The following is a 21,949-nucleotide window of genomic DNA, read 5'->3' as shown; positions in this document are numbered from 1 at the left end:
CACGGCCTTGAGCAACGCTTCCTTAGCAACCACGCGCAACGGCAGGAGACAATAACTCGGCAAATCGAGCGCGCAACAAACGCTCTCGCGCCTTACGGAAAGCGGCAGGAACGAATCCTGAACCTGCTGTCGTTTCTGGTCAAGTATGGCCCGGAACTGCTTACACGCTGCTATCAGCGCATCCGCTTTGACGCGACCGAACATCAATGGCTTGCACCAGAGCCGGAAGCGGCTCGGTAGAGACGCAAGTGTGGATCGCCGCCAGTGATTTCCGTACCCCAAACAACGGTCGGAAACCGCCCAGTTTCATCCGACCAAACCAAGTAATAGTCCACTTGGTAAGCGTCAAGCGCGCGGGCGACAGCGTTCGGCGTTGCATCCACAGGCGCAACGCCATAGTAACGGCCGCCAAGGAAGTACGCTAGGTAAAGTGAATAATGCCATTCCGCGTTTGACGCCAGCTTTCCCTGCACGCCAAATCGCTCGCGCAGGACTTGCGCAGTGCGGTACAGCGCTCGACACACTTGCAGACCCTCATCTTTACCCTGCGCTGCCTTCCACAAGGCCCACGCCGGCTGCCACACAAACAAAGCGGAGCAAAGTATAAAAGCCGCCGCCCACAGCTTCCGCGAGTAGCGCCGCATTCCCCAGGCCGAAAGCCACGCGAGCATCGCGCACAACCAGTAGGCGAGTGTCCAGAGGTGGCGCGCTTCAACGTAGATGAGCGCGTAACCGGCGACGTAAACGACAAAGGCTGAAAGCGCCGCCCGGCAGCGCCTGCCAGTCTCCGTCTCACTCTGACGCCAAGCGACGCCGGCTGCAACGAGGAGCAACGGCAAGGTAGGCAGGAAGAACTCAGGCAAGTAACTAAACCCTATGGCGCGTAGTCGCTCCAGCGTCATAGCGACCTGATAATGCGCAAACTCGGCCGACTCAAGGACACTCCATGACTGAATCGGCAACCGGGTCGGGTCAGTCCAAGCGCTGGTGTCGCCCGGCTCAAAGGGCGCAAAAAAAGCAGTCTCCGTCGGATGAACAAAACTCATGCGCGGCCCAGACCACGCCCAATTGTACCGACCGGCTGAACCTGTCATCCAAACGCCGTACTTCCAACGCAAGGCAGCCACCCATAAACCACCGAGGACGCAGAAAGCCGCTAAGCCCCCGACAAAGGCTGCCATGCTCAAACGCCTGTAACGACCTTCAAGAACACACCAAACTGTCCAATGCGCGAGAAAAAACGGCAAGGCGAAGGCTTTTGCCATATAGGCCACCGCGCCAATGGTGCCGGCTCGCAAGCCGTACCACCACCCCGGCGGTGATGCGTCGTTCTTGATGAGTACGAAGACGTACCAAACAAGCGCTTCCGCCACGAGTAGATCCGGGGTGATGACCGACAGTGCAAAGTGTAGCGTCATTGGGACGGTGGCCGTGACGGCGACTGTCCGCATCCAAGTCGGGAGATCGTGCGTCAGTCGCCAGAGCCCACCTAGCGCCGCTGCGCCGCTGCCAAGCAGAACCAGCTTTACTGCAATCTGGGGCGGCAGGCCAACCAGCCGCAACACCGTCGTCAACCACGACAGCAGCGGACTCCAGTAGGCGTTCACTGCGCCGCAGAGGTTGCCACGCGCATATTTCTCGGCGATGTCGAGATAAGCGACGCCGTCGGGGTTGATTTGAAACTGGAAGACCCGCAGCAAGCTCAACCCAAGCGCCAAGTAGCCGAGCATAATCCATAGCAGCGGATGACGCAGTAAACGCCAGTGTTGCGTTGCGTCACTTGGACCGGTATGGTCAGCGGCTGTCATAGAATATCCTTGCCACGTAGGGCGAGCGCCGTAAGGGCGACAAGAACGAAAAAGAACGCGCCCAACGCCGCGAAATTCAGCCACAGCCGGCCGAAGTCATGGAGAAAACTGACAAACCGCGACTTGTCGGAAGGTAAGTACTTTACCTCCGGCGCGGTCGGTTCAGGATCAAGCGTCGGCGACGGAGGTCGTGAGCCGCCGGTCCGCAGAAAGCTCTCCATGTCGTCTTTGTAGGCGTCGAACTTTTGCTGTTGCCGGCGGCGATAGTCGGCAAGCTTTTCCCTGAAGTCATCCACCGCCTTCCGATTCTCGACTTTGATGCGACCGATTTCACCGGCCTCATCGTCGTCGTCCTGTCCCCGCAGGATGCCGAGGCCACCCCATTCAACGCCTACCCGCTTGAGCGCGTCATATGACCACATTGCCGGCATGAAAAAACCTACCGTTTTCGCCCACCCTTCGTTCGGCAGCAAGAGGCCGCCGAACAAAATCTGCGGAATCAACACCAGTGGGACAAGGCTTGTCGCCATTTCTGATGTACGCACCAGCGCCGAAATCAACAGCCCCATGGCGACGCCGACCAAGTGTGACAGCAGCAAATACAGGAGTATCAACCACGGTGGCCCCGGCACGGATTCGGCCGCCGCCATGACGCCGTACAGCAGCGTCACCTGCGCCAGCCCGATCAAGGCCAAGACTAGGAGTTTCGAGCTGATGTATGGCGCGATTCCCAAGTTGACCATCCGCTCGCGCCTATAAATGCTGGTCTCCTTGACGATTTCGCGCGCGGCGTTCGAGCAGCCGAACCAGATCGCCGATAGCGCCAGCACAAAGTATGGAAAATCGCGCGCCCACGTCTCTCCCACCGCTAAGGCTGTCAGGAGCGCAATAATCGGCGCTTGCCCGAAGAGAATCGCCAAGTTTAGCCGGTCGGCTAGCATGACGCGCGCATAACGCGACGCCAAGACGAGTGTTTGACGCAGGCTTTGAAACAGTGTAGGCCGGCTGCTTCTTGGACGGACGGCGACCGGCGTCATCTTGGACAGCTCGTTCAAAGGGGTGGTGATGTACCGATGATAGGCCGCCGACTGTTCAAACTTCCGCCGCCATTCCTCGGCCTTTGTGTCGCTGTTGGGATCGCCGAGCGTGTCAAAAAGGTCTTTGATACTGCGAATGTTGAAATATTCCAGCGCCTCTTGGGGTGGGCCGTACCACACCAACCGACCGCGCATGAGCACCACGATCTTGTCGAAGAGCTTGACGTTTTCCATTGCGTGGGTGGTGAGGATGACCGAGTGACCGCCGGAGGCGATCCGCCGGAACAGATGCATGATTTTTTCCTCGGTGGCAGGGTCGAGGCCTGAGGTCGGCTCATCGAGAAAAATAATCCCCGGCTGCGTCACTAATTCAACGGCAATCGAGACACGCTTGCGTTGTCCACCGGAGAGCTGTCCGACGGGTACGGCGCGGCGCTCCGTCAACCCCGTCACATCCAGCGCTTCCGTAATAATGCGTTCAATCTCTTCGTCGCTGGTGTCGGCGGAAAGCCGCATTTTGGCGGCATAGTAGAGCGTTCGCTCAACCGTTAGTTCCCGATGAATGATGTCGTCCTGCGGCACATAGCCAATAGACTGTTTGAAGCTGTTGATGTTTTGGTAAAGGTTTAGGCCGTTAATGAGCACCATGCCCTGCTCGGCCGGACGCATTCCGTTGAGCGCGTCCATGAGTGTGGATTTGCCCGCGCCGGATGGACCTAGCAAACCGACAAACTCGTTGGGCGGAATGGACAAGCGCACCCGATCAAGGAGGCGGAGCTTGCCGGAGCCGTCCCGGTTGGGGACTTCCTTGATCAGGTCAAGCACGTCAATGCGTGCGCGGCTGCGGGTGTCGAAAACGGCAATGCCGTCCGGCTCGAGTCGTAACAGGAACGGCCCAAGCTGTACCACGTCGGTCGGCTGCAAACGACAGCGCACGGTACGCCGGCCATTGACATAGACGCCGTTTGTACTGCCAAGGTCTTCCAGTGTGAAACCCTGCGCATCGCGCCCCAAGACGGCGTGATGCTTGGAAACCTGCGGCATATCAAGTTGGATGTCGTTGTCGGGGGCGCGTCCGATGGTGAGGCGGCCTGGCGTTGCGCCCTGCGCGAAGAGCTTCCGGATGACGAAGTTTTTGGCGTCACCCGTTTTTAGACCGGACGACGAGGGCGGTAAGAGGACCGTACCGTCATTGCGCCGGCCGCCGGCCGTCACACCAGCGTGCGGCGCGACAAAACGCAACTGCGCGCCGCCTAAACCAACTTCGATGACGGCGCCGGACTGAAGCAATGTCGGCGCGGCGATTCTGCACCCGTTGATGAACGTACCGTTGAAAGACCCCAGATCGCACACGACGTAGCCGTCGCCGCGCCGCTCAACGACGGCATGGCGCCGCGATACGGTCGGAAACCGGGATGGGTCAAGAAAAATGGTGTTGCCTTCATCTCGCCCGATGCTGACTGTCGCCTCAGATAAGATGAAGCGCATGGGGGCGGCGCCATTGAGCAGTTCGAGGTAAGGAAGCTTTGGATCAAGCGTTACTGCGCCGCTTCGTTCGTCCCCGGCTGCGACGCTGTTGAGACGTGACGTTGAAGGCGCAGCGACAGACGAGGCATTGCCGGAGTGTGGGTGGTGGGATAGCGTCGGCGATGCGGTGTTTGCCGCCTCTCGTTGCTCCAATCGGATACTAGGCCCGCTCGGCCCAAACTGCACTACATCGCCGGGAGCAACTGGCGTCGGCTGATGAATGCGTTGCCCGTTGACGAACGTACCGTATGTGCTGCCGACATCCGTCACGGTCAGCACGCCGTTGCGAAGTGTAATTTCCGCATGGCGTCGTGACACACCCTGCTCTTGATTGCCAAAGCAGAGTCGGCAGTATGCCGGATCGCGCCCCACCAGAAAGCTTGTTTCCGTTATCGTTTCCTGCCGGCCGGCGCATGCCCCGGTCAGATGCGTCACTACGATGTGTTGCTGACGTTCCACGACAACCAGCCCGTTTTGTTTGCAATGTCCCCCAAGAGCAACCCTATTTCTTCTCAGTCCATGGCTAAAGTTTCAAGGGGCGGTGGGTTAGCTGCACCCGGCGCAGTTCAGTCGCCGCTTTGGCTACCGGACTCCACTTGGATTGAGGGCAGCCGGCCGGTTCGCCGCGTGTAAACGCAAGCAAACGAACGCCCGCGTCTGTGATGGCGATGTGGACTCTGACCTAAAGGCGACGTCTCATTTTTACGCTCCACTTCTCACTAACGACCACCACATCCGGCTGCTCAGTCAGCCAAAAGGGTTCATTGCTGGCGTGCTTCTTCTTGTAGAAGGTCGGCGTTCATTTGCGCTCAAGAAACTGCATGCCGGCCAACGGTTTCATCTCATCAATGTCCTTAGCGGCCTCTGGGTCGAACTGAAAGGCGGCAAAGACTAGTAGTCGAGGCTTAGGAGCAAGTTGGCGCGCTTCCTCCCAAGCACGCCCGACTTGCCATTGTTCCAGCAGTGCGTGTCCGGGACTGAAGAAACCACAATGCGTGCGGCATATCCTCTTTCGTCTCACCGTCGGCAGGCAGCCAGCGACAACCGGGCAGCGGCTCAAGGCAGCTAAAGCGGTGTACTGCCCTACTTTCCATTTTGCGTGTCCTACAATTGACGACGGAGCAAGCGGGCGACACAGAACCACACCGTACGCAGATTTGGCGCAGCGCGAGTGTGTCACCTGTGGGTTTCTGGTTGTGGTTTGGTTCATGATTCAAGGACAAGACGAAGGCTGTGCCAGCGGGTGTTTTTTGTTCACACCTCCGCCGGCAGCTTCGACCTGACAAATACCTTTCACAGACAGTCGCTTCCAAACTTACAAGCCGGCCATAACATCCAGCGGGACTTCCCGACTCGATACGTTGTGAGCGAAGTCCTCGGCCGTCACCAGCAACACGTAGCGTCCCGCCGGAAGACCCGGCGGCAAACGCAACACCCCGACATTCGTCTTGCGTTGCGCGTCCCACCTGACCGGTACTGGCTGCCCGCCCGCCAACCGCACGGCAATCCGCCGCGTATCCGCGTCCGCCGCCACCAACACCTCTACGCTCTCACCTGCCCGGACGACCTGCGGAGTGACCGTCACCGCCAACTGCGGCGGGCGACTGTCAATCGTAAAGCCCTTTTCCTCTTGAAAAACATTGCCCCGCGCATCCGTCAAAATCAGACGGCAGCGGTAGCGCCCATCCTGCATCGTCTTGGGCGCAAGGAAGCGCGTTTCCCATACGTCTTCCGAAGCTAAGTATGTCAGCGGCTTCGTCAGCCCGAACGGAAAAACCGCAACGACCGAGCGAATGGAAGCGTCGGCGCGTACCCGCAGCACCGGATCGCCGGGCTTGATGATGCGCGGACGCAACAACGCGCGCGGCGCCGCCAGAAACGCCGTGTAAGGCGTCACAATGTTGTACCGCTTCGACAGCGCGATGACTTCCGCAATCAAGGCGTCGTCTTCACCGTCCAGCGCCATCCGCCGGAGCAGCGCCGCAATCCGCTTCTGCGCCCACAGCCGGGGCAAGTGCCCGTGCGTCGCGTCATTTTCCGGTAACGCCCCGCTCGCGGTCGCCATCACTGGCTGCCCAGCCCGCGCGCCGCCGACCGTAAACGTCGCCTGCGCCTGCGGACGCCGGTAACGCCCCACAAAGCTCACCCGCGCGCCGTCGTAGCCGGTCGTCTCTTCGTTCGGATAGACGGCGTAAATGTTGTCGGCGTCGTTGACGGTCAACTTCAGACCTTCAATCGGACGCTGCCCTACCTTGGCAAAGAACGCCTCCAGCCGGAATGTGAGGTCGTCGGTTTCGCGTCCGAACTCGCTGACGCCGCGACTGACCCGCGCCAACTCATTCAGAAAATCCCGATTGGCGTCCGCGCCGACGCCGAACGCGAACACCCGCACCGGTGGGCCGCCCTTGGCGTTTGCCTCGGCGAAATCGCGTGCCAGCTTCCCGCCGCGCGTCGTCGTCAACGTCGGGTTGCCGTCCGTAATGAGCATCAACGTCCGCTCCTCGCCCGGCAACGCCTTCGCCAACGCCAGCCCCCGCTGAAGCGCCTTGGCGAAATCCGTCCCGCCGCTCAGGTAGCCGCGCCGGATGAAATCCAACGCCCGCGCCGTGTTGTCCGGCGTCCCGACCTGCGGCGCGTCGGCCAACACCTGTACGTCGTCGTTGAACAGGACGACATTGAAGTAGTCATTCGGACGCAGCGACCGTAAAAACATGCTACAGGCTTCGTAGGCGCGGTCGAGCTTCTCAAAGTTCATCGAAAGCGACGTGTCCAGCAGCAGGACGACCGACCGGGGCGGCGCCGGCGTCCGCTCGAAATCGCTCGCCGGTAGCCCGCGCTCGTTGAGCAGCGCCGACACTTCAAAGTAGCCGTCCTCGTCCGGTTTCGTCCGGTTCGGATCGCGCAGGTCATAGGCCAGCAGCGGCACTAGTGACCGGTATGCAATGAGGCTGGCGCTCGTCCGCGACACATCCAGCCCGTACTCGAAAGCCAAGTCCTGCGTCAGCGCCACACCTGCGCCTCGGTACTCCGCCGTCACCCGGTTGACGCCCACCGGTGTCACTTGGAGCGGATAGGCAGTGTCGCGCTGCTTGAAAGCGATCAGTGGAAAGCCACTGGTCACGTCCACCCGAATCGTCAAGTTGCCCACCGACTGCACACCGTACTGCGACGGCTTGAACGGCAGCGAGAAAAACGACCGCAGCCCCTCCACCGGTACAGTCTCGACATACTCCAACTCAACGCGCTTCGTGCCGAAGGCCGGAATGGGCACAAGCCGTACCGTGAAGGCCGTCGCGCCGCCCGCTTCGTCCTCCTGCGTCACCAGCCCCGGATCAATCGCCTGCCGCTTGAGTTCACCGTAAATCTCCTGTGCGCGCGGAAGCTCAAGCATGACGCCCGGAATGCGAACGTCGCCGTCCCATACGGCGAAGTCGGCAATAGCGCCGCTCGTCGGTAGGCGAAAGATGTACTTGCCTTCCAACGGCTGGTTCGTCCGGTTGGCGTAAATCTGAACAATCCGCACCCGCGCAAACTGCTGGTCAATGCGGATGTCAACCCGCATGTCATCCAGCGCAATGCGCGTTGGGTCCGGCGCGGCTTCGTCGCCGGGAAGCACCACGCCGGATTGCGCAGTGACGGGTTGAAAACATCCGGCGACAGCCAAGCACACGCCGAGCAACATCCGGCGCATCCAGCCGAAAGGCCGGGCGAACAGCCAGCAGCAAATTTGCCGAGACATAATCTTGGAAACGCGCTTGGGAAAAGGTGGTTCGGAATTGCGCTGACAGCTTACTCAAGCGACACGCAAGACGCCACCTCTAAAGCGTTCCAAAAGGCTAGGGCGTGCGAAAGAAAACCAGCAAACGGCGTCAAAAGTTTTGACGGTCGTACTAGCGCGTCCCGCCGGGCTGCTCCCCAAACTCGACGACCTCAACCGCCGGCTCAGCCGGCGGCGCAAACTCATCCCACCCGGCGACCACGACGCCCATCCCGCCGTCGGGAAACCGCTCCATCATTTGCGCAATGTCCGGCATCGTTTCCGCCGTCGTCTCAGTGATGGCGCTCGCTAAGAGCGTCCCAGCGGTTTCCAGCCAGACGTGCCGCCACTCCCCGCCGAACGGCATCCGCCCAAGGTAGGCATATGGCGACCGTACCGTGTACGCCCGGCTGTGCCAGAGGCGCACCGGCGAGCCGTCCGCCGCGACGCTGTAACCGGCAAACGTATACTGCACTGACTCCTGCACTGGTTCGACCACTGGCTCGCCGGCCATGGTCGGCGGCGTGGCCACAATGACCGGCGTCGGCGCTTTCTGGGCGGCGACCGGCGGAACAACTCGCGTAGCCAGCCGCGGCTTGACTGTCCGCCGCTTGGGAACGCTCCGGCGAGCGGCTTTCCGCATGGCACGCCGCGCCGACTTCCGCGCCACCTTCTTCCGCACTACTTGCTTGATGGTCTTCGCGGGCTTGATAGTCTTCGCGGGCTTCGCGCCGGTTTGCGCCCACGCCTCGCCGCTCAATACAGCAAGTACGGCGCAGAGGATGACGAGCAGTGCGTGGCGCAGGAGCGTGGTCATGACAGGCAACCTCACAGTTTCAGCCAAGATGCGCTGTCCGGCGAAGGGAGCAAGCCTCGTGCCGGAGTATTCAACCTTACGCTTCTATCGGCTAAACGCAGAAAAAACAGAGGTTTGCAGACAGTGTAAAGGTTTCCGACAGGGATGCCACCGGCTTGGTATGAGGTTTGTCAGCCTGACACCCGATAAGCCGACCGACAGCGCCAAAGCAGACGGCGGTGTGTGGGGTATCATTTCCGGGAACCTTTTGCGCGGGCGCGTGTCACAGCCTACGCCGACCTGTGTCGGCAGCGTACTAAAGGTCTGCGGGGAGTGCTCTGCTATGTCGCCAGCTTCTGACCTTCCCATCCCACTGCTTTCGCCGGCGGTCGAGACGACGGCGGCGGAAGCCGCGCCGTCGCTTTCGGCGGCGGAAGCTGAGTTGTTGGATGGCGTGCGCACTGGGTCGCATGCCGCCTTTGAGGTCTTGGTGGCGGCGCATCAGCGGGCGCTGTACAACCTGTTGCTGCGGGTACTGGGCGACCCGGAGGACGCCGCCGACGTGCTGCAGGAAACTTTCCTCAGCGCCTATCGCGGCGCGCGCGCGTTTCGCGGCGACTGCGACCTGCGGACATGGCTGTACCGGATTGCCGTCAACCGGGCGGCGAATCATCGGCGCTGGTGGCGCTATCGGCGGCGCGCGGTCACCCTTTCGCTCGACGCCGAACCGGACGACGGGACGCCGTCGTTGGCGGAGACACTAGTGGCGCCCAACGCCGACCCGGAACAACACGCTCTGTGGCGCGAACGGCACGCGCAGGTGCTGGCGGCGTTGTCCCGGCTCAAGTTTGCGTTTCGGGTGGCGGTCGTAATGCGCGATGTGCGCGGAATGAGTTACGAAGAGATTGCCGCCGCGCTGGAGCTTTCGGTTGGGACGGTCAAATCGCGGATTGCGCGCGGACGGGCGATGTTGCGTGCGGCGCTGGAGGCGGCGGCGCGCAAGGAGGGTGGGCGATGAGGCAGGAGACGCTGGATGAGTTGGGCGCGGCGCTAGCGGCGCTACCGGAAGTGACTCCGCCGGCGCATCTTCGGCGGCGGATTGTGACGGCGCTGGACTTGGAAGCGGCCCGCTGGAAGCACCGGCGGACGTGGCGGTCGTGGTGTGTGGGACAGCCGAAGCTGTTTGGGTATGGGCTAGGCATGGTGGCGGCGACGTTGTTGTTCAGCAGCTTGGCGGTCAAGGTGTGGGGACCGTGGTCGCGCCTGACGGCGGCGTCGAATGATGCTTTAGTTGACGTACCACACCGGTTACCACACCGGTTCATTGGCGGACTGACGATGACAGCGACGCGGCCACGCCTGACAAGTGATAAAGGTTTTGACAGTTTCCCGACCGGTCTGGCGGAACAACCGGACGGTGTACTGGTCATCGCCGAGATTTCTCCGACCGGTGAAGCCCGCTGTGTGGATGTTGTCGAACCACCGTCCGACCCGGCGCTGGTTGCGGCTGTGGGGCGCGCACTGGAGCAGATGCGGTTTTGTCCAGCGCGGCGGGCTGATGGCCGCCCCGTTGGAGCGCGGATTGCCTTTTACGTTGAGCAAATCGCCGTCCGAGGGTAGCGGCCTTCCGAGGTGATGTAGCACACCTAGAGCGTACGTAGCCTTGGCGTGAACTGTATCGGCCGTTTGACGTGCCGCCGCTACATCCCCTCGAAAAGCGCACTAATAAACCACGCCCATGGCTACGGCCGTTTCACGGTCAAGCCGGCCGGTCGGTCGTAGATTTCGTTCCGCCTGAAAACGCTCGATGGCTTGGCGGGTTTCGGCGTCTAACTGGCCCGTAATGCGTCCCCTATACAGGCCTTCACGGCGCAGCTCGGTCTGCGCCCGGCGGACGATGTCAACGGCGGTGTACTCCCCGGCGTTGCGGTCATAGCCATAGCCAAAGTCGTCGTCTGCACCGCCGGGATTCGCCGTATCCCTGCCGCTAAAAAGGATGCCTAGGGCACGCGCCGTTTCGCGGTCGAGGCGGCGCGTAAACGGTAAACCTTGCTGACGCTGAAACTCGCCAATTGCCTGACGGGTGAGCTGGCCTAAGTTGCCGGTGATGTCACCCTCGTAAAAGCCCTGCCGCCGCAGTTCGGTTTGAGCCCGGCGGACAATATCGGCGGCGGTATACTCGCCACGGGCGGGGTCCCAGCCATAATCATCCCAGCTGCCAGTATTGCCTGCTCCCCCACTACTTCCGCCGCTGCTCGTGTCGCTCGGCACACGCAGCGGCTGATCGAGTTCCACACCGAAGCGATAACCGCTCTTCACCTGCGCTTCCTGTCCCTTGGAAAGCAGCGCACCGAGGATGCCAGCCGCTGCGCCAATGCCGGCACCAATCGCCGCCCCTTTGCCGCCACCGGCAATTGCACCGATTGCTGCGCCCGCGCCTGCGCCGCTGCCGATAAAAATGACATTTCGCTTGGTTGAGCTTTCACCGCGCGCTCGGCCTTCGCTGTCAATTTGTTCGCGCTCACTCGGATCAAGGCTGGTCAGTGAGGCGCGCATATCGCGTGATACGCCGTTGGCGAAGATGATGCGATCAAACTCTACGGCAATTGCCCCAGAGCGTCCGCGCCGTTCGGCAGGTTGCACCTGTGTCACGCGGCCTTGGACCTGCGTCCCCTGCGGAATCGCCGTCCGTCCATCCACAATTACTGGCTCAAAGACAGTAGCTGTAAATGTATCGCCAACGCGCGCCGTCCGCGATGAGATCGTTCGGTCCATTTGCACACGCAACACTGTGCCGGTCGGGACGACAATCTCCCGAACACGTTGGGCGAAAACAACGCCGGATAGACCCAGGCGACCGGATGGCAACGCCGGCCATAGCGCGCCGGAGAGTACGACTAAGCCGAAGCTAGCGGCTACATTTCGGATAAAGCGACGTTTCATAAGTAGACGTTCCTTTTCTCCTGCGTATTGCGTAAGCCCTAATGTGTGAACCGAATGGTACAAACCGACGCCGGAGCGGTCATCCGTTCGCCGCCTATGATGCCGTCCTACAAAACCGCGTTGGTCTCAAGCAGTGCGTCAGACCAGGTTTTGCGGCCATCAACGCCGCCCAAACTGAAGGCGGCCCAACTTGTCAGTGCTAAAAACACAACGGTACTATAACCCACACTCCCCGCCCGTGAACGCGACCCGTCCTTGTTATACGTCCCGCTATGGAACTTGTCACGCTGACGATTGACGGCAAGACCTACCAAGCCCCAAAGGGCATGCTGCTGCTGGAGTTTTGCGCTTCACAGGGCATTGAGATTCCCAACTTTTGCTACTACCCCGACCTCGCCTCACAGGCCGCCTGCCGGATGTGCTTGGTGCGTATTGAAAAGGTTCCGAAACTCGCTACGGCCTGCACGGTGACGATCACCGACGGCATGGTGGTGGCGGCGAGTTCTGATGAAGTCATCGAAGCCCGCAAGGGCATGCTTGACTTCATTCTCGGCAACCACCCACTGGACTGCCCAGTGTGCGACAAAGGCGGGCAGTGCGAGTTACAGGACATGGCGTTTCGCCACGGCGCGGTCTACGCCGATTACAACGTCGCTAAAAACGCCAAGGAAGAACGTCGCCTTTCTCCCTTCATCGCCTACGACGAGCAGCGGTGCGTGAAGTGCTATCGCTGCGTGCGCGTGTGCGAAGATTGGATGGACGTTCATGCGCTGACCAAAATCTTTCGCGGTACGAAGGAAGTCATCGGCTTTTACGGCCAAGACCTGCACTGTGAACAGTGCGGCAACTGTGTGGAAGTCTGTCCGGTCGGGGCGCTACTCTCCGTAGATTCGCGCTTCAAGGCGCGGCCGTGGGACCTGCACGAACAACAAACCACTTGCTCGTTTTGCGCCGACGGCTGCCAACTGAAACTTGGCGTACGCGGCAACAAGTACGTACGGGCGACCTCGAAAGACCTGACGGGCGTCAACGGCGAGTTTTTGTGCGTGAAGGGAAGGTACGGAAGCGCCTACATTTCAAATCCGGCGCGGCTGACGACGCCCCTCATTCGCCATGGCGACGAACTGAAACCTGCAAGCTGGGACGATGCCGTAGCGATGGCGGCGCGTCTGCTCGGCGAGGTGCATGCCAAGCAAGGTGGTCGCGCCGTAGCCGTTGTCGGCTCGCCGCGACTCACAAACGAAGCCAACTTTGCTTTAGCGCGTTTCGGTCGCGCGCTTGACACACCCCACATCGCTCATTTCCGCACTGTCGAGTTAGGCGACTTCTACGCGCACCTTTCCGCGCCGTTGGCGACACACGACGACATCAAACGGGCGACGACCATTGTGCAAATCGGCGGCGACCCAACCGAAGACAGTCCGTTGACGGGCTTTGCCATGCGCTACGCTAAGCGGAAGTACGGCGCGCGGATTCTGGTCGTCAATCAACGTGCGACCAAGATTGCCCGCCGTCAGGCAGACATCTTCCTGCATGTCCGTCCCGATGGGGAAAGCGCCGTCGTCCGGGCGTTGTTTGAGGAAGCCGCGTTGGACGCGATGGCGGCGCTCGCCGGTGTGGACGCGGCCGATCTGCGGGCGCTGCGTGAAGCCGTTACGACAGCTGAGCGGTTGGTCGTCATTGTCGGACGTGAAGTGCGCGGCGCAGCGTTGCGCGCCGTTGCGCAAATTCGCGCCTTGACGAAGCCGGACGCGACCGTGCGCCTGCTGGCGCTGGCCGATGACAACAACTCGGCCGGGGCCTTCGATATGGGACTGACGGCGGACGCCGCCCAACTCGAAGCCGACTTCGGTCGGACGATCCAAGCCGCATACTTCGCCGGCGCCGATCCCATCACCAACGTGGGTGATCGGTGGGGCGTGGCGCTGGCGCGGCTTCAGTGTTTGGTCGTCAGCGAATTGTTCATGACGGAAACCGCCAAACTCGCTCACGTTGTGTTTCCGGCGATGAGCTACGCCGAACAGGACGGCACGTTCACCAACCATGCCGGACAGGTGCAGCGCGTAGCCCGTGTGGTGGAAAGCGGCGGGACGGGACGCCCTGACTGGCTGATTGTTCAATCGCTGGCCAGAGCCATGCGGCTGGATGTCAAAGCCAAAGGTTCGGCCGCCGCCTTGCTTGGCGACATTGCGACAGAGGTTCCCGGCTATGCGGGCGTGAGTTTCGCCGCCATCAAGCAAGCCCCCAAGAGCGCATACCAACTGTCGCGTCCGCTCACAGCGATCACGGACCTCGATGACCTGTGCGCCGCGCTGCGGGAGCAAACAGCGCTCATTGACGCGCATGCGCCCCACGACCGACGGATCGTGGTAATGGGCGAGGGATTGTTTGCGCGGGGTACGCTGCTGCGCCACGTCAAGGTGTTTGACGACGCACAGCCGTTCTGGGCGGCGCATCGCGGCGAATGGGAAATGATGAACCTTGAAGACGACTTCGCCGTCGCCGCCGACTGACGCTACGAAACCACGCTTGCGCATTCAGGAAACCCGCTATGCCAAATGTAGGAGACACCGCGCCGGATTTCTCGTTGGTCGCCAATGACGGCAAAACCTATTCACTTAGTCAGTTTCGCGGCAGGCGACACGTCGTGCTGGTGTTTTATCCCGGCGACGACACGCCGACCTGCACGGCGCAGTTGTGCGACTACCGCGACGGCTGGAGCGAGTTCCAAGCGCTTGATGCGGTGATTCTCGGCGTCAGCACCAACGACATGACCGCGCACAAGAAGTTCGCCGAAAAGTTCGGCTTCCCGTTCCCGCTGCTTGAAGACCCGAACCGGGAGCTTTGCAAAGCATACGGCGTGCTGATGTTGGGCGGCCTGCTGCCGGTGGCGAACCGCGCCGTGTTCATCATTGACAAGCAAGGCGTCATCCGCTACCGCCACGTTGAGACCCTCCCCATTTTTAGACGCAGCCGGGCGGAACTGCTTGCCGAATTGCGCAAGATCGCCGCGTAGCGCAAGCGTCTCACCGAGACGGCGTTGACAGAGGCCGTTGGTTGCCGCACGTTGCTTTGGGAAAGTAATACTTCAGAATCGCCCGGTAGTCGTGTCCAGCGTGGGCCTGCGCCAGTGCGCCGGCGAGGCAAAGTCCAACGTGATGACCGAAACCGCGTCCCTCAATGACCACCCGTTCTCCCTGCGACTCAATCGTGTAGCGGCTCGACAGAACAAGGTTCCAACCCAGCCGTCGCCCGACTATGTGCCGAAAATGGTGGTTCGGTAGGCTGATTTGGCGCGCGCCCGCGGCAACGGACACGCTTGTGACAAAGCCGTCGGGCGAGCGTCCGGCGACTTCAATGCGAACGTCATCCGTCGCAGCGGCGTCCGGAAGCAAGGCCTTGGCCAGCGTCATTCGGTCAACTTGGCGCGTCCAAACATAAAAGCGCGAGCCTTTACACCACTCACATGGTACGCCGCCACCGGTATGGGGCTTGAGACTGTTTCCAAAGGCCGTCTCCGGCGTCGTCGTGCGTCCGCCGCAGCAGGCAGCGAAGTACGCTGGATACAGCCCGCCGTCCGTCGTTCGCAAAACCTCTCCGGCGGTCTTTTCCGCCGCCGTTTTTCCAAGCTCGGACAATGCCCCGTCCGCTTCCCCCGCCGCGCCCCGCCGCACCCACTGCTCACCGAGGAAAAGCTGGCAATGCGTTGAATCGCACACATCAAAGCCTTCACGCTGATGCCTTCCGACTTGGGCGACCAGATAGCTGCGCACCACAACGGCCAGCGCCTTGCCGGCTTCAACAGGCGCATCGGGCGGCAGTTCCGCGCTCACCACAGACGCCGTAGCCGTCTCCAGCGGCAGCGTCACGACAAGTTGAAGGCGGTCGTCAACCGGCGTGATGGTCAGCGTTCCCCGAAACCGTCTCTCGATGCGCGTCTTTCGACCGGCAGCTTCCACTGTTACGTCATCCGCCGTCACCGTCAGGCGCGTCGTGGCGGTCAAAAGTCCGCCGGCATGCCAAACGCCGAGACCATCGGCTGTCCGCGCGACGCGGTAGGTCGTACGTGGGTGAAGTTCCACCGTGCGTCCGTCAAGGCGGAGGGGCGTCGGTCGTTCATGAGTGTGGAGCTGAACCGACCGGAGCTGGAAAAGCGTGAAGACGCCCATCCTAAGTGTCGGCGGTAGGGTTGGCGCAGGCAGGCGCGGCGGGCGTTCTGCGGCGATGGAGAGGGAAAGCGTCAGCCACCAGAGCCAAAGCAGCCCACTGCGCCATCGAAGAAAGCCATGCCCGGCCATACCGCAAAGCAGCCCACCGATTAGTCAGGCAACAGGGCGAAGCGGTCGGTCGCCGCCACGAGCGCCGCTGTCGTCCCCGGCTCAGAAGCCGAATGGCCGGCGTCAGGAATGATCTGGAAATCGGCTTCGGGAAACGCTTTGTGCAGCGCCCAAGCGGTCATCATCGGGCAAACCACGTCGTAGCGCCCCTGTACGATGACCGTCGGAATGTGGCGAATCCGGTGGACGTGTTCGAGCAGGTAGTGTTCAGACTCCATGAAGATGCGGTTGACGAAGTAATGGCACTCGATGCGGGCAATCGCTAGGGCGCGTTCGTCGAAGTCCTTGATCAAGTCAGGGTCGGGCAGGAGCTTCGATGTACTACCTTCCCAGATGCTCCAAGCGCGCGCCGCCGCCAGGCGGGTTGCCTCATCGTCGCTGGTCAGGCGGCGGTAGTAGGCAGCAACCATATCGTGCCGCTCTTCGGCGGGAATCAAGTTCCAGTACGGCTCCCAAGCGTCGGGAAAGATGGCGTTAGCGCCCTCCTGATAGAACCAATCAATTTCCTTCTTGCGGCACAGAAAAATCCCACGTAAGACCAACGCCCGGACGCGGTCGGGATGAGTTTCGGCGTAGGCTAGCGCCAGCGTACTGCCCCACGAACCGCCGAAGACGACCCATTTTTCAATGTCCAGATGTTGCCGTAGGCGTTCAATGTCGGCGACCAGATCCCATGTCGTATTTTCTTCCAGACAGGCATAAGGCGTACTCTTCCCGGCGCCGCGCTGGTCGAACAGCACAATCCGGTAGCGTTCAGGATCAAAGTAGCGTCGGTGGTCGGGCGACGTACCGCCGCCGGGGCCGCCATGCAAAAACACCACAGGTTTGCCCCGTGGGTTGCCGCTCACTTCGTAGTAGAGCGTATGCAGGCTGGAAACCGGCAGCATGCCGGTTTCATAGGGTTCAATTGGCGGGTAGAGAGCACGCACGTCGGTCATGGTTGTCATCTCCGGGCGGACAAGGGTTGGGTGAGGAGGCGCGCGACATTGGCCAAGTGCGACTCAGGGCGCGCAGTCCCGTATGGTAATTCGGCGACCACCGAGACGCCAAACGCCCGTAGCACACGTGCGTTGTCTTCGCGTTCCAGTCCAGTTTCGGCGTCCGCGTCGTTGAGGATGACGCCGACGCAGGCGATGCCGCGCCGGTCAAGCTCGCGGACGGTCAGCAGCGTGTGATTGAGCGTCCCCAACCGCGCCCGTGCGACCACCAACGCGGGAACATTCAATGCCATAATGAAGTCGGCGACGGTTTGATAGCCGTCCTGAGCGTTTCCGGTGAATGGAACCAGTAAGCCGCCGGCGCCTTCGACCAGCAGCACGTCCGTCTCGGCCTGCGCCGCTACGACCAGTTCCACGCAGGCGGTTAGGTCAAGCGACAAACCGGCTCGTTCCGCCGCAACGGCCGGCGCGAGCGGCTCCTGTAAGCGATAGCGGATAAACCGTTCAAGCGGCAGATGTTCAAGACCGGCGGCGCGGCGGTGCGCAAGGGCGTCGGCCGGTTCGAGTTCACCGTCGGCGCTGACGCGGCAGCCGGATTCAATCGGCTTGACGGCCCGCGCGCGATAGCCGTCAGCGACCAACAAGCGCAGCAACGCTGTGGTGACGGTTGTTTTCCCGACGCCGGTGTCGGTTCCGGTGACGAAGAAAGTCCGAGCCATGGCTTAGATGGTCTTAGTAGGTCGTTCCCCGGCGCACGGCGTATGCCGTTCACCTTAGCGCCGGCGTTTTTCGAGCAGCGGTAAGCATGCTCTGCGCCTCCCCCAAGTGCCAACGTAGGCTGCCAGTTCCAGCGAACAGCAAGCTTGGAAGACGCCTATCAACGCTCAAACGCCTGGCCCTTACGCTTTCGGCGCATCGCCGCCGAGCACATAATCCGCTAACCGTTTTCCGAAGGCGCGCGGCTGGATCGGGCCGCTGCAGTTGAACACCAACCCGTCCAGCGGAAGCGCCTGAAGTTGCGCGAAGAGTTGTTGACCGTTGATCCGTACGGGGATAGGTTCGAAGTCAGCCGAGGATAACACCCGATCAAAAAAAGCCGCCAAGGTGTCTTCGGCGGTGAAGACGGCGGCCAGCGCACGTCCGTTGTCGTCCGGGGCGAGCACCAAATGCGCGCTGTCCGGCCCTACACGCTTCAGCACAATCACGTAGGCGTCATAGTCGCGCAGCAAGCCCAAGGGCGTCTCGCCGGTGTCAATCGTTTCCAGAGCGCTTTCGAGTTCAGTGATCCGCGCCCACTGCCGCAGCAACGGGATGTGTTGCCGCCGGTAGTGAACGCTCTCCGGCAAGCCCGGATTGATTTCAACACCGCCTAGGTCGTCTTCCAAAGCCCCAAACAGGTTCATGCCGCTGGTGACGATGCAGCGACCGTCTAACTCATCGCCGAACTGTTCCGCCCAAGCTTCGACGGCGCTCAGATCGGTGAAAACTTTGATCCATCGCTCACCGGCGGCGTCCACAAATGTCATGACGGTTGCCTCGCCGTCCGTAGCGGCGTGAACGGGAACATGCCAGTCCGAGTGGGCCATTAGACTGCGGAAGAGGGCGGCGTGCGTTAGGCGTCCGGCGAGGTGCTCGCGAACGGCCGTCCGGGCGTCAGGTAAGGACATAAGGGCACTTCTCCATCAGTAGTAGGGTCTCACAGTAGTAGGGTCTCAACACAAGGCGCTTACACCAGAGCGCTTACAATCAATGTACTGGACAGACACGAACAAAAGGCTCTTTTGTTGAGGCGAAATCATCGCCGGCGTTCATTCGGTTGCGCTACACTGCAGCGCCACTCTCTAGGAGGACGGCGAGCTGCAACATTTTTCGACAATCCATCACCTCTGCGGCGCTATGGGGGACTTCTACGAAACACTCGGCGTATCCCGCCAAGCTTCGCCGAATGAAATTCGTTCCGCCTTTCGGCGGCTGGCGCGACTGTATCATCCCGATGTGAGTTCGTCGCCGGACGCCGCCGCGCGCTTCGCTGAAATTGCCGCAGCTTACCGGGTGCTCAGTGATCCGGGCCTACGCGCCCAGTACGATCGCGGCGGAACGGTTGAGCTGACGCCGACCCGTGAAAGTCGCCGACGGCGGGCGGCGCGGGCGCGCGCCTACAAAATTCGCATCGAGAGCGTCATCAACGACATGCTGGAAGCCGAACGCCGTGAGGCGGCGTTTCGGGCGGAAGCTGTACTGTTTGTCGTTGTGGGATGGTTTTCGACGCTTGCGGCGGCGGCGGCGCGTCCTTCCCTCTGGCTGGGCGTGAACGAAGGTGCGCCGCGCTTGGCGCTGTGGCTCGTCTGCCTTGGCAGTATATGGTGGCTGGCGCGACGGCTTCAGGTTTTGCTTGAGCACTACACCTATCGGCAAACACTGCTGTCCGTGACAGAGGCCGCGCCGCCGGCGCAACCCTTTAGCCGCAGTGCTGCGGTTGCTGCGCTCATTGGCGGCTATGGGACGGCGCTTGCCCTTGGCTATGGGATTGGCCTTCTCGTCAATCAGCCGGATGGGACGCCGTTCCCTGCCTTTGATGCGTTGCGCGACGGTCTGCTGTTCCCACCCATCGTTGTTGTGCTTTTGAGTGGACTACACCGCTGTGAACAGGCGCTGCGTCGCGTATAGCAGGCGTGCCTTGCCGCATGGGTTTTCAAGTCGCCGCCGGTGATTTACAGTACGACCATCATCCCCCAGAAAACACATTCCCGCCGGTTTTGGGAGAAGTTGCATGTCAGCTACTCGTCAGGAAGCCGCCATGCGTCAGGTCTTCGCGCGCATTGTCGCCGATCCTGACCTGCATTGGGCGACGATGAACCTCTACTACTACTCGGAATACCATGGCGCGGAGGGCATCGCCGCGCTGGCGACCCGCACAGAAGCGACCAATCCGCAGCTCGCCGAGGCGCTAGTCCACCATGCAGACGACGAATTCCGCCACGCGGCAATGATCGCCGACATCATGACGGATTTGGGCGACGCGCCGCGCCCGCCGCTCGGCGTCAAGTATGTAGACGAGTTTGCCGCGCTGGCGACGGCGAGCAGCGACCCCAACCAACTAGATGAAGTTGAACTGCTGGCTGCGCTCAACGTGACAGAGAAGCGCGGGTTGTTCAGCTTCGCCCTGCACGTTTCTACGTTGCCCAAAGAAAGCAAGGCCTTCAAACTGCTCAATCAGATCAAGAATGAAGAAGCCGGGCATGTTCGGTGGGGCAACGAACAACTGGCGCGGCTCAAAGCCGAGGGCCGCGAAGCGGAAGTGCGGCGGGCGCAGGCGAAGTTTGAAGTCATTGAGCAAGCCGCCTACGAAACCTCGCTGGACATCATGCCGGGCGCACCGCTGCGCCGCCTGCGGCGCATTGTGGACATCGCCCGCGAACTGCCTGTCGAGCGCCAACTTCCTTATGTCGTTGGACAATTTTTGCGGGCCGCCAACCCCCTACCCTTGCTAGGGGCGCGATGGCAGTTGGTGGAAACCATTCTGTCGTCGGCGCGGCTGCGCGAACAGGTTCGTGAAGATGTGCGGCGCATCCTCGACGGGCGACCGTTGGGAAGCGATTCGTTGTTGGGCCGCTTGGCGGCGGATGCGCGCCGCGCTGTAGAAAGCCTGTGGCAGCCGCAGGCACAAGCGGCGTAGCGTCGGTGGGGGTTGAGACGGCGTCTCCCGGCGATTTTTCCGATAGGCGTAGGACGGTTGGGTGCGCTACGCTGGATTGGCCGTCATGCCGTTGCTCAACCCCGTACGGGGAGGATTCGTACGGCTGTGTCACCGCCGGTTGAATCCGACTTCGACGCCATGTTCAAACACGTCCTCTTTGCCACCGATTTCTCTCCCCTGTCGCGCAGCTTGCTGAAGTACGCCGCCGCTTTTGCGCGGCACAGCGGTGGGCGAGTGACGCTGCTCAATGTCCAAAACGCCTCGCTGCCGGCGCAGGCGCTGCGCCTTTCCGAACGTGCGTTGGCGGAAAACGGCTATGAGTGGCTGGTGGGCATTCGCCGCGAGCTAGAGGAAATGCTTCAACATGAAGTCCTTCAGGGTCTCGATGCCCACGCGATGCTGGCTGAAGGCGAGCCAGCGACCGAAATTCTGCGTGTCGTCAAGGAAAAAGACGTTTCATTGCTTGTGATGGCAACCCAGCGCCGAGGCTTTCTAACGCGCCCGTTGATCGGCTCAACGGCCTTGACGGTGCTGGAAAGTGTCCCATGTCCAACGCTTGTCGCCCGCCCGCCGTCACGTGACTTTGTGTATTACAAAGGTTCTGAAACAACGATCGCCCTTAACCGCATTCTCTTTGCCACGGATTTCCACCCCCTGACTGACGCCGCCAAACGCATGACCTTCGCGCTGGCGAAAGAGTACGGCGCGAAAGTAACAGGGTTGCATGCCGTCCACGTCGTTCTAGGCTACTTTCCGATGCGCGCCAAACCGGGCGAGGACGATGCTGTGGCGCTGGTGCGCCGTAACGCCGAAGCCCGTTTTGAGGAGTTGGCGGCGGAAGCAGCGGCGGCGGGCGTCCAGTTTGAAGCGCGGCTCTGTGACGGTCGCGCGTATGAGGCCACCTTGCAAGTCGCTCAAGAAATTGAAGCTGACGTGATTGTGATGGGTTGTGGCGATCGCAGCTCCGGGCAACCGCTTGGGCATCACGTTGAGCGTGTGATTCGTGAAATGACCTGCCCGGTGCTTGTTGTCCCACCGGACACCACCGAAGCCTAGTCGCCGGCGTGGAGTATCGCGCTTTTGCCTGCTCTAGATGCCTGCCTGCCGCC

Annotated in this window: 17 protein-coding genes and 1 pseudogene (1 of these 18 cut by a window edge); 8 read left to right on the top strand and 10 right to left on the bottom strand. The window is 61.4% G+C overall.

Annotation, left to right across the window (positions count from 1 at the left end):
- Nucleotides 1–240: the 3' portion of a bacillithiol biosynthesis cysteine-adding enzyme BshC gene (gene bshC / locus NZ585_10520; GenBank protein MCS7080464.1), read on the top strand. It extends 1,305 nt beyond the left edge of the window; 240 of the gene's 1,545 nt are visible here — the last part of the coding sequence; its start codon lies off the left edge, out of view; its stop codon occupies nucleotides 238–240.
- On the opposite strand, the gene NZ585_10515 is transcribed toward bshC, so the two are convergent.
- The 5 genes from NZ585_10515 to NZ585_10495 form a co-directional block, all read right to left on the bottom strand.
- On the bottom strand, nucleotides 204–1,808 hold the full coding sequence (locus NZ585_10515) for a hypothetical protein (GenBank protein MCS7080463.1): 1,605 nt from the start codon (nucleotides 1,806–1,808) through the stop codon (nucleotides 204–206). The two genes, bshC and NZ585_10515, sit on opposite strands and share 37 nt — an antisense overlap.
- A complete protein-coding gene (locus NZ585_10510; GenBank protein ID MCS7080462.1) occupies nucleotides 1,805–4,807 on the bottom strand; it encodes an FHA domain-containing protein in 3,003 nt (1,000 codons plus the stop codon). The genes NZ585_10515 and NZ585_10510 overlap by 4 nt, the downstream gene beginning before the upstream one ends.
- Before the next feature lie 364 nt (nucleotides 4,808–5,171).
- Nucleotides 5,172–5,432 carry a hypothetical protein gene (locus NZ585_10505; GenBank protein MCS7080461.1) on the bottom strand — a complete coding sequence of 87 codons (261 nt, stop codon included), beginning with the start codon at nucleotides 5,430–5,432 and terminating at the stop codon, nucleotides 5,172–5,174.
- Nucleotides 5,433–5,687: 255 nt separating this feature from the next.
- Nucleotides 5,688–8,111, bottom strand: a complete 2,424-nt coding sequence (locus NZ585_10500) for a VIT and VWA domain-containing protein (protein MCS7080460.1) — start codon at nucleotides 8,109–8,111, stop codon at nucleotides 5,688–5,690.
- 151 nt (nucleotides 8,112–8,262) lie between these two features.
- Nucleotides 8,263–8,946: a hypothetical protein gene (locus tag NZ585_10495; protein ID MCS7080459.1), complete on the bottom strand. Its 684-nt coding sequence runs from the start codon at nucleotides 8,944–8,946 to the stop codon at nucleotides 8,263–8,265.
- Between the two features lie 322 nt (nucleotides 8,947–9,268).
- On the opposite strand from NZ585_10495, the gene NZ585_10490 reads away from it, so the two are divergent.
- Both NZ585_10490 and NZ585_10485 read left to right on the top strand, forming a co-directional pair.
- Entirely contained in the window at nucleotides 9,269–9,943 is a 675-nt protein-coding gene (locus NZ585_10490; protein MCS7080458.1) for a sigma-70 family RNA polymerase sigma factor, read from the top strand.
- Nucleotides 9,940–10,545, top strand: a complete 606-nt coding sequence (locus NZ585_10485) for a hypothetical protein (GenBank protein ID MCS7080457.1) — start codon at nucleotides 9,940–9,942, stop codon at nucleotides 10,543–10,545. Before NZ585_10490 ends, NZ585_10485 begins: the two co-directional genes overlap by 4 nt.
- Before the next feature lie 102 nt (nucleotides 10,546–10,647).
- Here NZ585_10485 and NZ585_10480 read toward each other — a convergent pair whose 3' ends face one another.
- Nucleotides 10,648–11,868 carry a peptidoglycan-binding protein gene (locus tag NZ585_10480; GenBank protein ID MCS7080456.1) on the bottom strand — a complete coding sequence of 407 codons (1,221 nt, stop codon included), beginning with the start codon at nucleotides 11,866–11,868 and terminating at the stop codon, nucleotides 10,648–10,650.
- 272 nt (nucleotides 11,869–12,140) lie between these two features.
- Between NZ585_10480 and NZ585_10475 the strand changes: the two genes are divergently transcribed.
- Together NZ585_10475 and NZ585_10470 are read left to right on the top strand one after the other, a co-directional pair.
- Nucleotides 12,141–14,381, top strand: coding sequence for a molybdopterin-dependent oxidoreductase (locus NZ585_10475; GenBank protein ID MCS7080455.1), 2,241 nt, complete (start codon nucleotides 12,141–12,143; stop codon nucleotides 14,379–14,381).
- Nucleotides 14,382–14,419: 38 nt separating this feature from the next.
- A complete protein-coding gene (locus tag NZ585_10470; GenBank protein ID MCS7080454.1) occupies nucleotides 14,420–14,884 on the top strand; it encodes a peroxiredoxin in 465 nt (154 codons plus the stop codon).
- Between the two features lie 10 nt (nucleotides 14,885–14,894).
- Here NZ585_10470 and NZ585_10465 read toward each other — a convergent pair whose 3' ends face one another.
- From NZ585_10465 to NZ585_10450, 4 genes are all read right to left on the bottom strand, one after another.
- Entirely contained in the window at nucleotides 14,895–16,166 is a 1,272-nt protein-coding gene (locus tag NZ585_10465) for a SpoIID/LytB domain-containing protein (protein ID MCS7080453.1), read from the bottom strand.
- Nucleotides 16,167–16,186: 20 nt separating this feature from the next.
- Entirely contained in the window at nucleotides 16,187–17,134 is a 948-nt protein-coding gene (pip, locus tag NZ585_10460) for a prolyl aminopeptidase (protein MCS7080452.1), read from the bottom strand.
- Between the two features lie 14 nt (nucleotides 17,135–17,148).
- Nucleotides 17,149–17,862 (bottom strand): dethiobiotin synthase, encoded by a 714-nt coding sequence (bioD, locus tag NZ585_10455; GenBank protein MCS7080451.1) that lies wholly within the window; start codon nucleotides 17,860–17,862, stop codon nucleotides 17,149–17,151.
- 180 nt (nucleotides 17,863–18,042) lie between these two features.
- On the bottom strand, nucleotides 18,043–18,810 hold the full coding sequence (locus tag NZ585_10450) for an SseB family protein (protein ID MCS7080450.1): 768 nt from the start codon (nucleotides 18,808–18,810) through the stop codon (nucleotides 18,043–18,045).
- A 229-nt stretch (nucleotides 18,811–19,039) separates the two neighbouring features.
- Here NZ585_10450 and NZ585_10445 point away from each other — a divergent pair.
- The 3 genes and pseudogenes from NZ585_10445 (at nucleotide 19,040) to NZ585_10435 (ending at nucleotide 21,896) form a co-directional block, all read left to right on the top strand.
- Nucleotides 19,040–19,240, top strand: a pseudogene (locus NZ585_10445) (DnaJ domain-containing protein).
- A 673-nt stretch (nucleotides 19,241–19,913) separates the two neighbouring features.
- Entirely contained in the window at nucleotides 19,914–20,819 is a 906-nt protein-coding gene (locus tag NZ585_10440) for a ferritin-like domain-containing protein (protein MCS7080449.1), read from the top strand.
- Between the two features lie 126 nt (nucleotides 20,820–20,945).
- A complete protein-coding gene (locus NZ585_10435) occupies nucleotides 20,946–21,896 on the top strand; it encodes a universal stress protein (GenBank protein ID MCS7080448.1) in 951 nt (316 codons plus the stop codon).
- Nucleotides 21,897–21,949: the final 53 nt, after the last annotated feature.

Origin of the sequence: Chloracidobacterium sp. (assembly GCA_025057975.1) — a bacterium.
Taxonomy (GTDB): Bacteria; Acidobacteriota; Blastocatellia; order Chloracidobacteriales; family Chloracidobacteriaceae; genus Chloracidobacterium.
The sequence above is the reverse complement of the archived record's forward strand: the minus strand, read 5'-3'. Positions and strand labels throughout refer to the sequence as shown.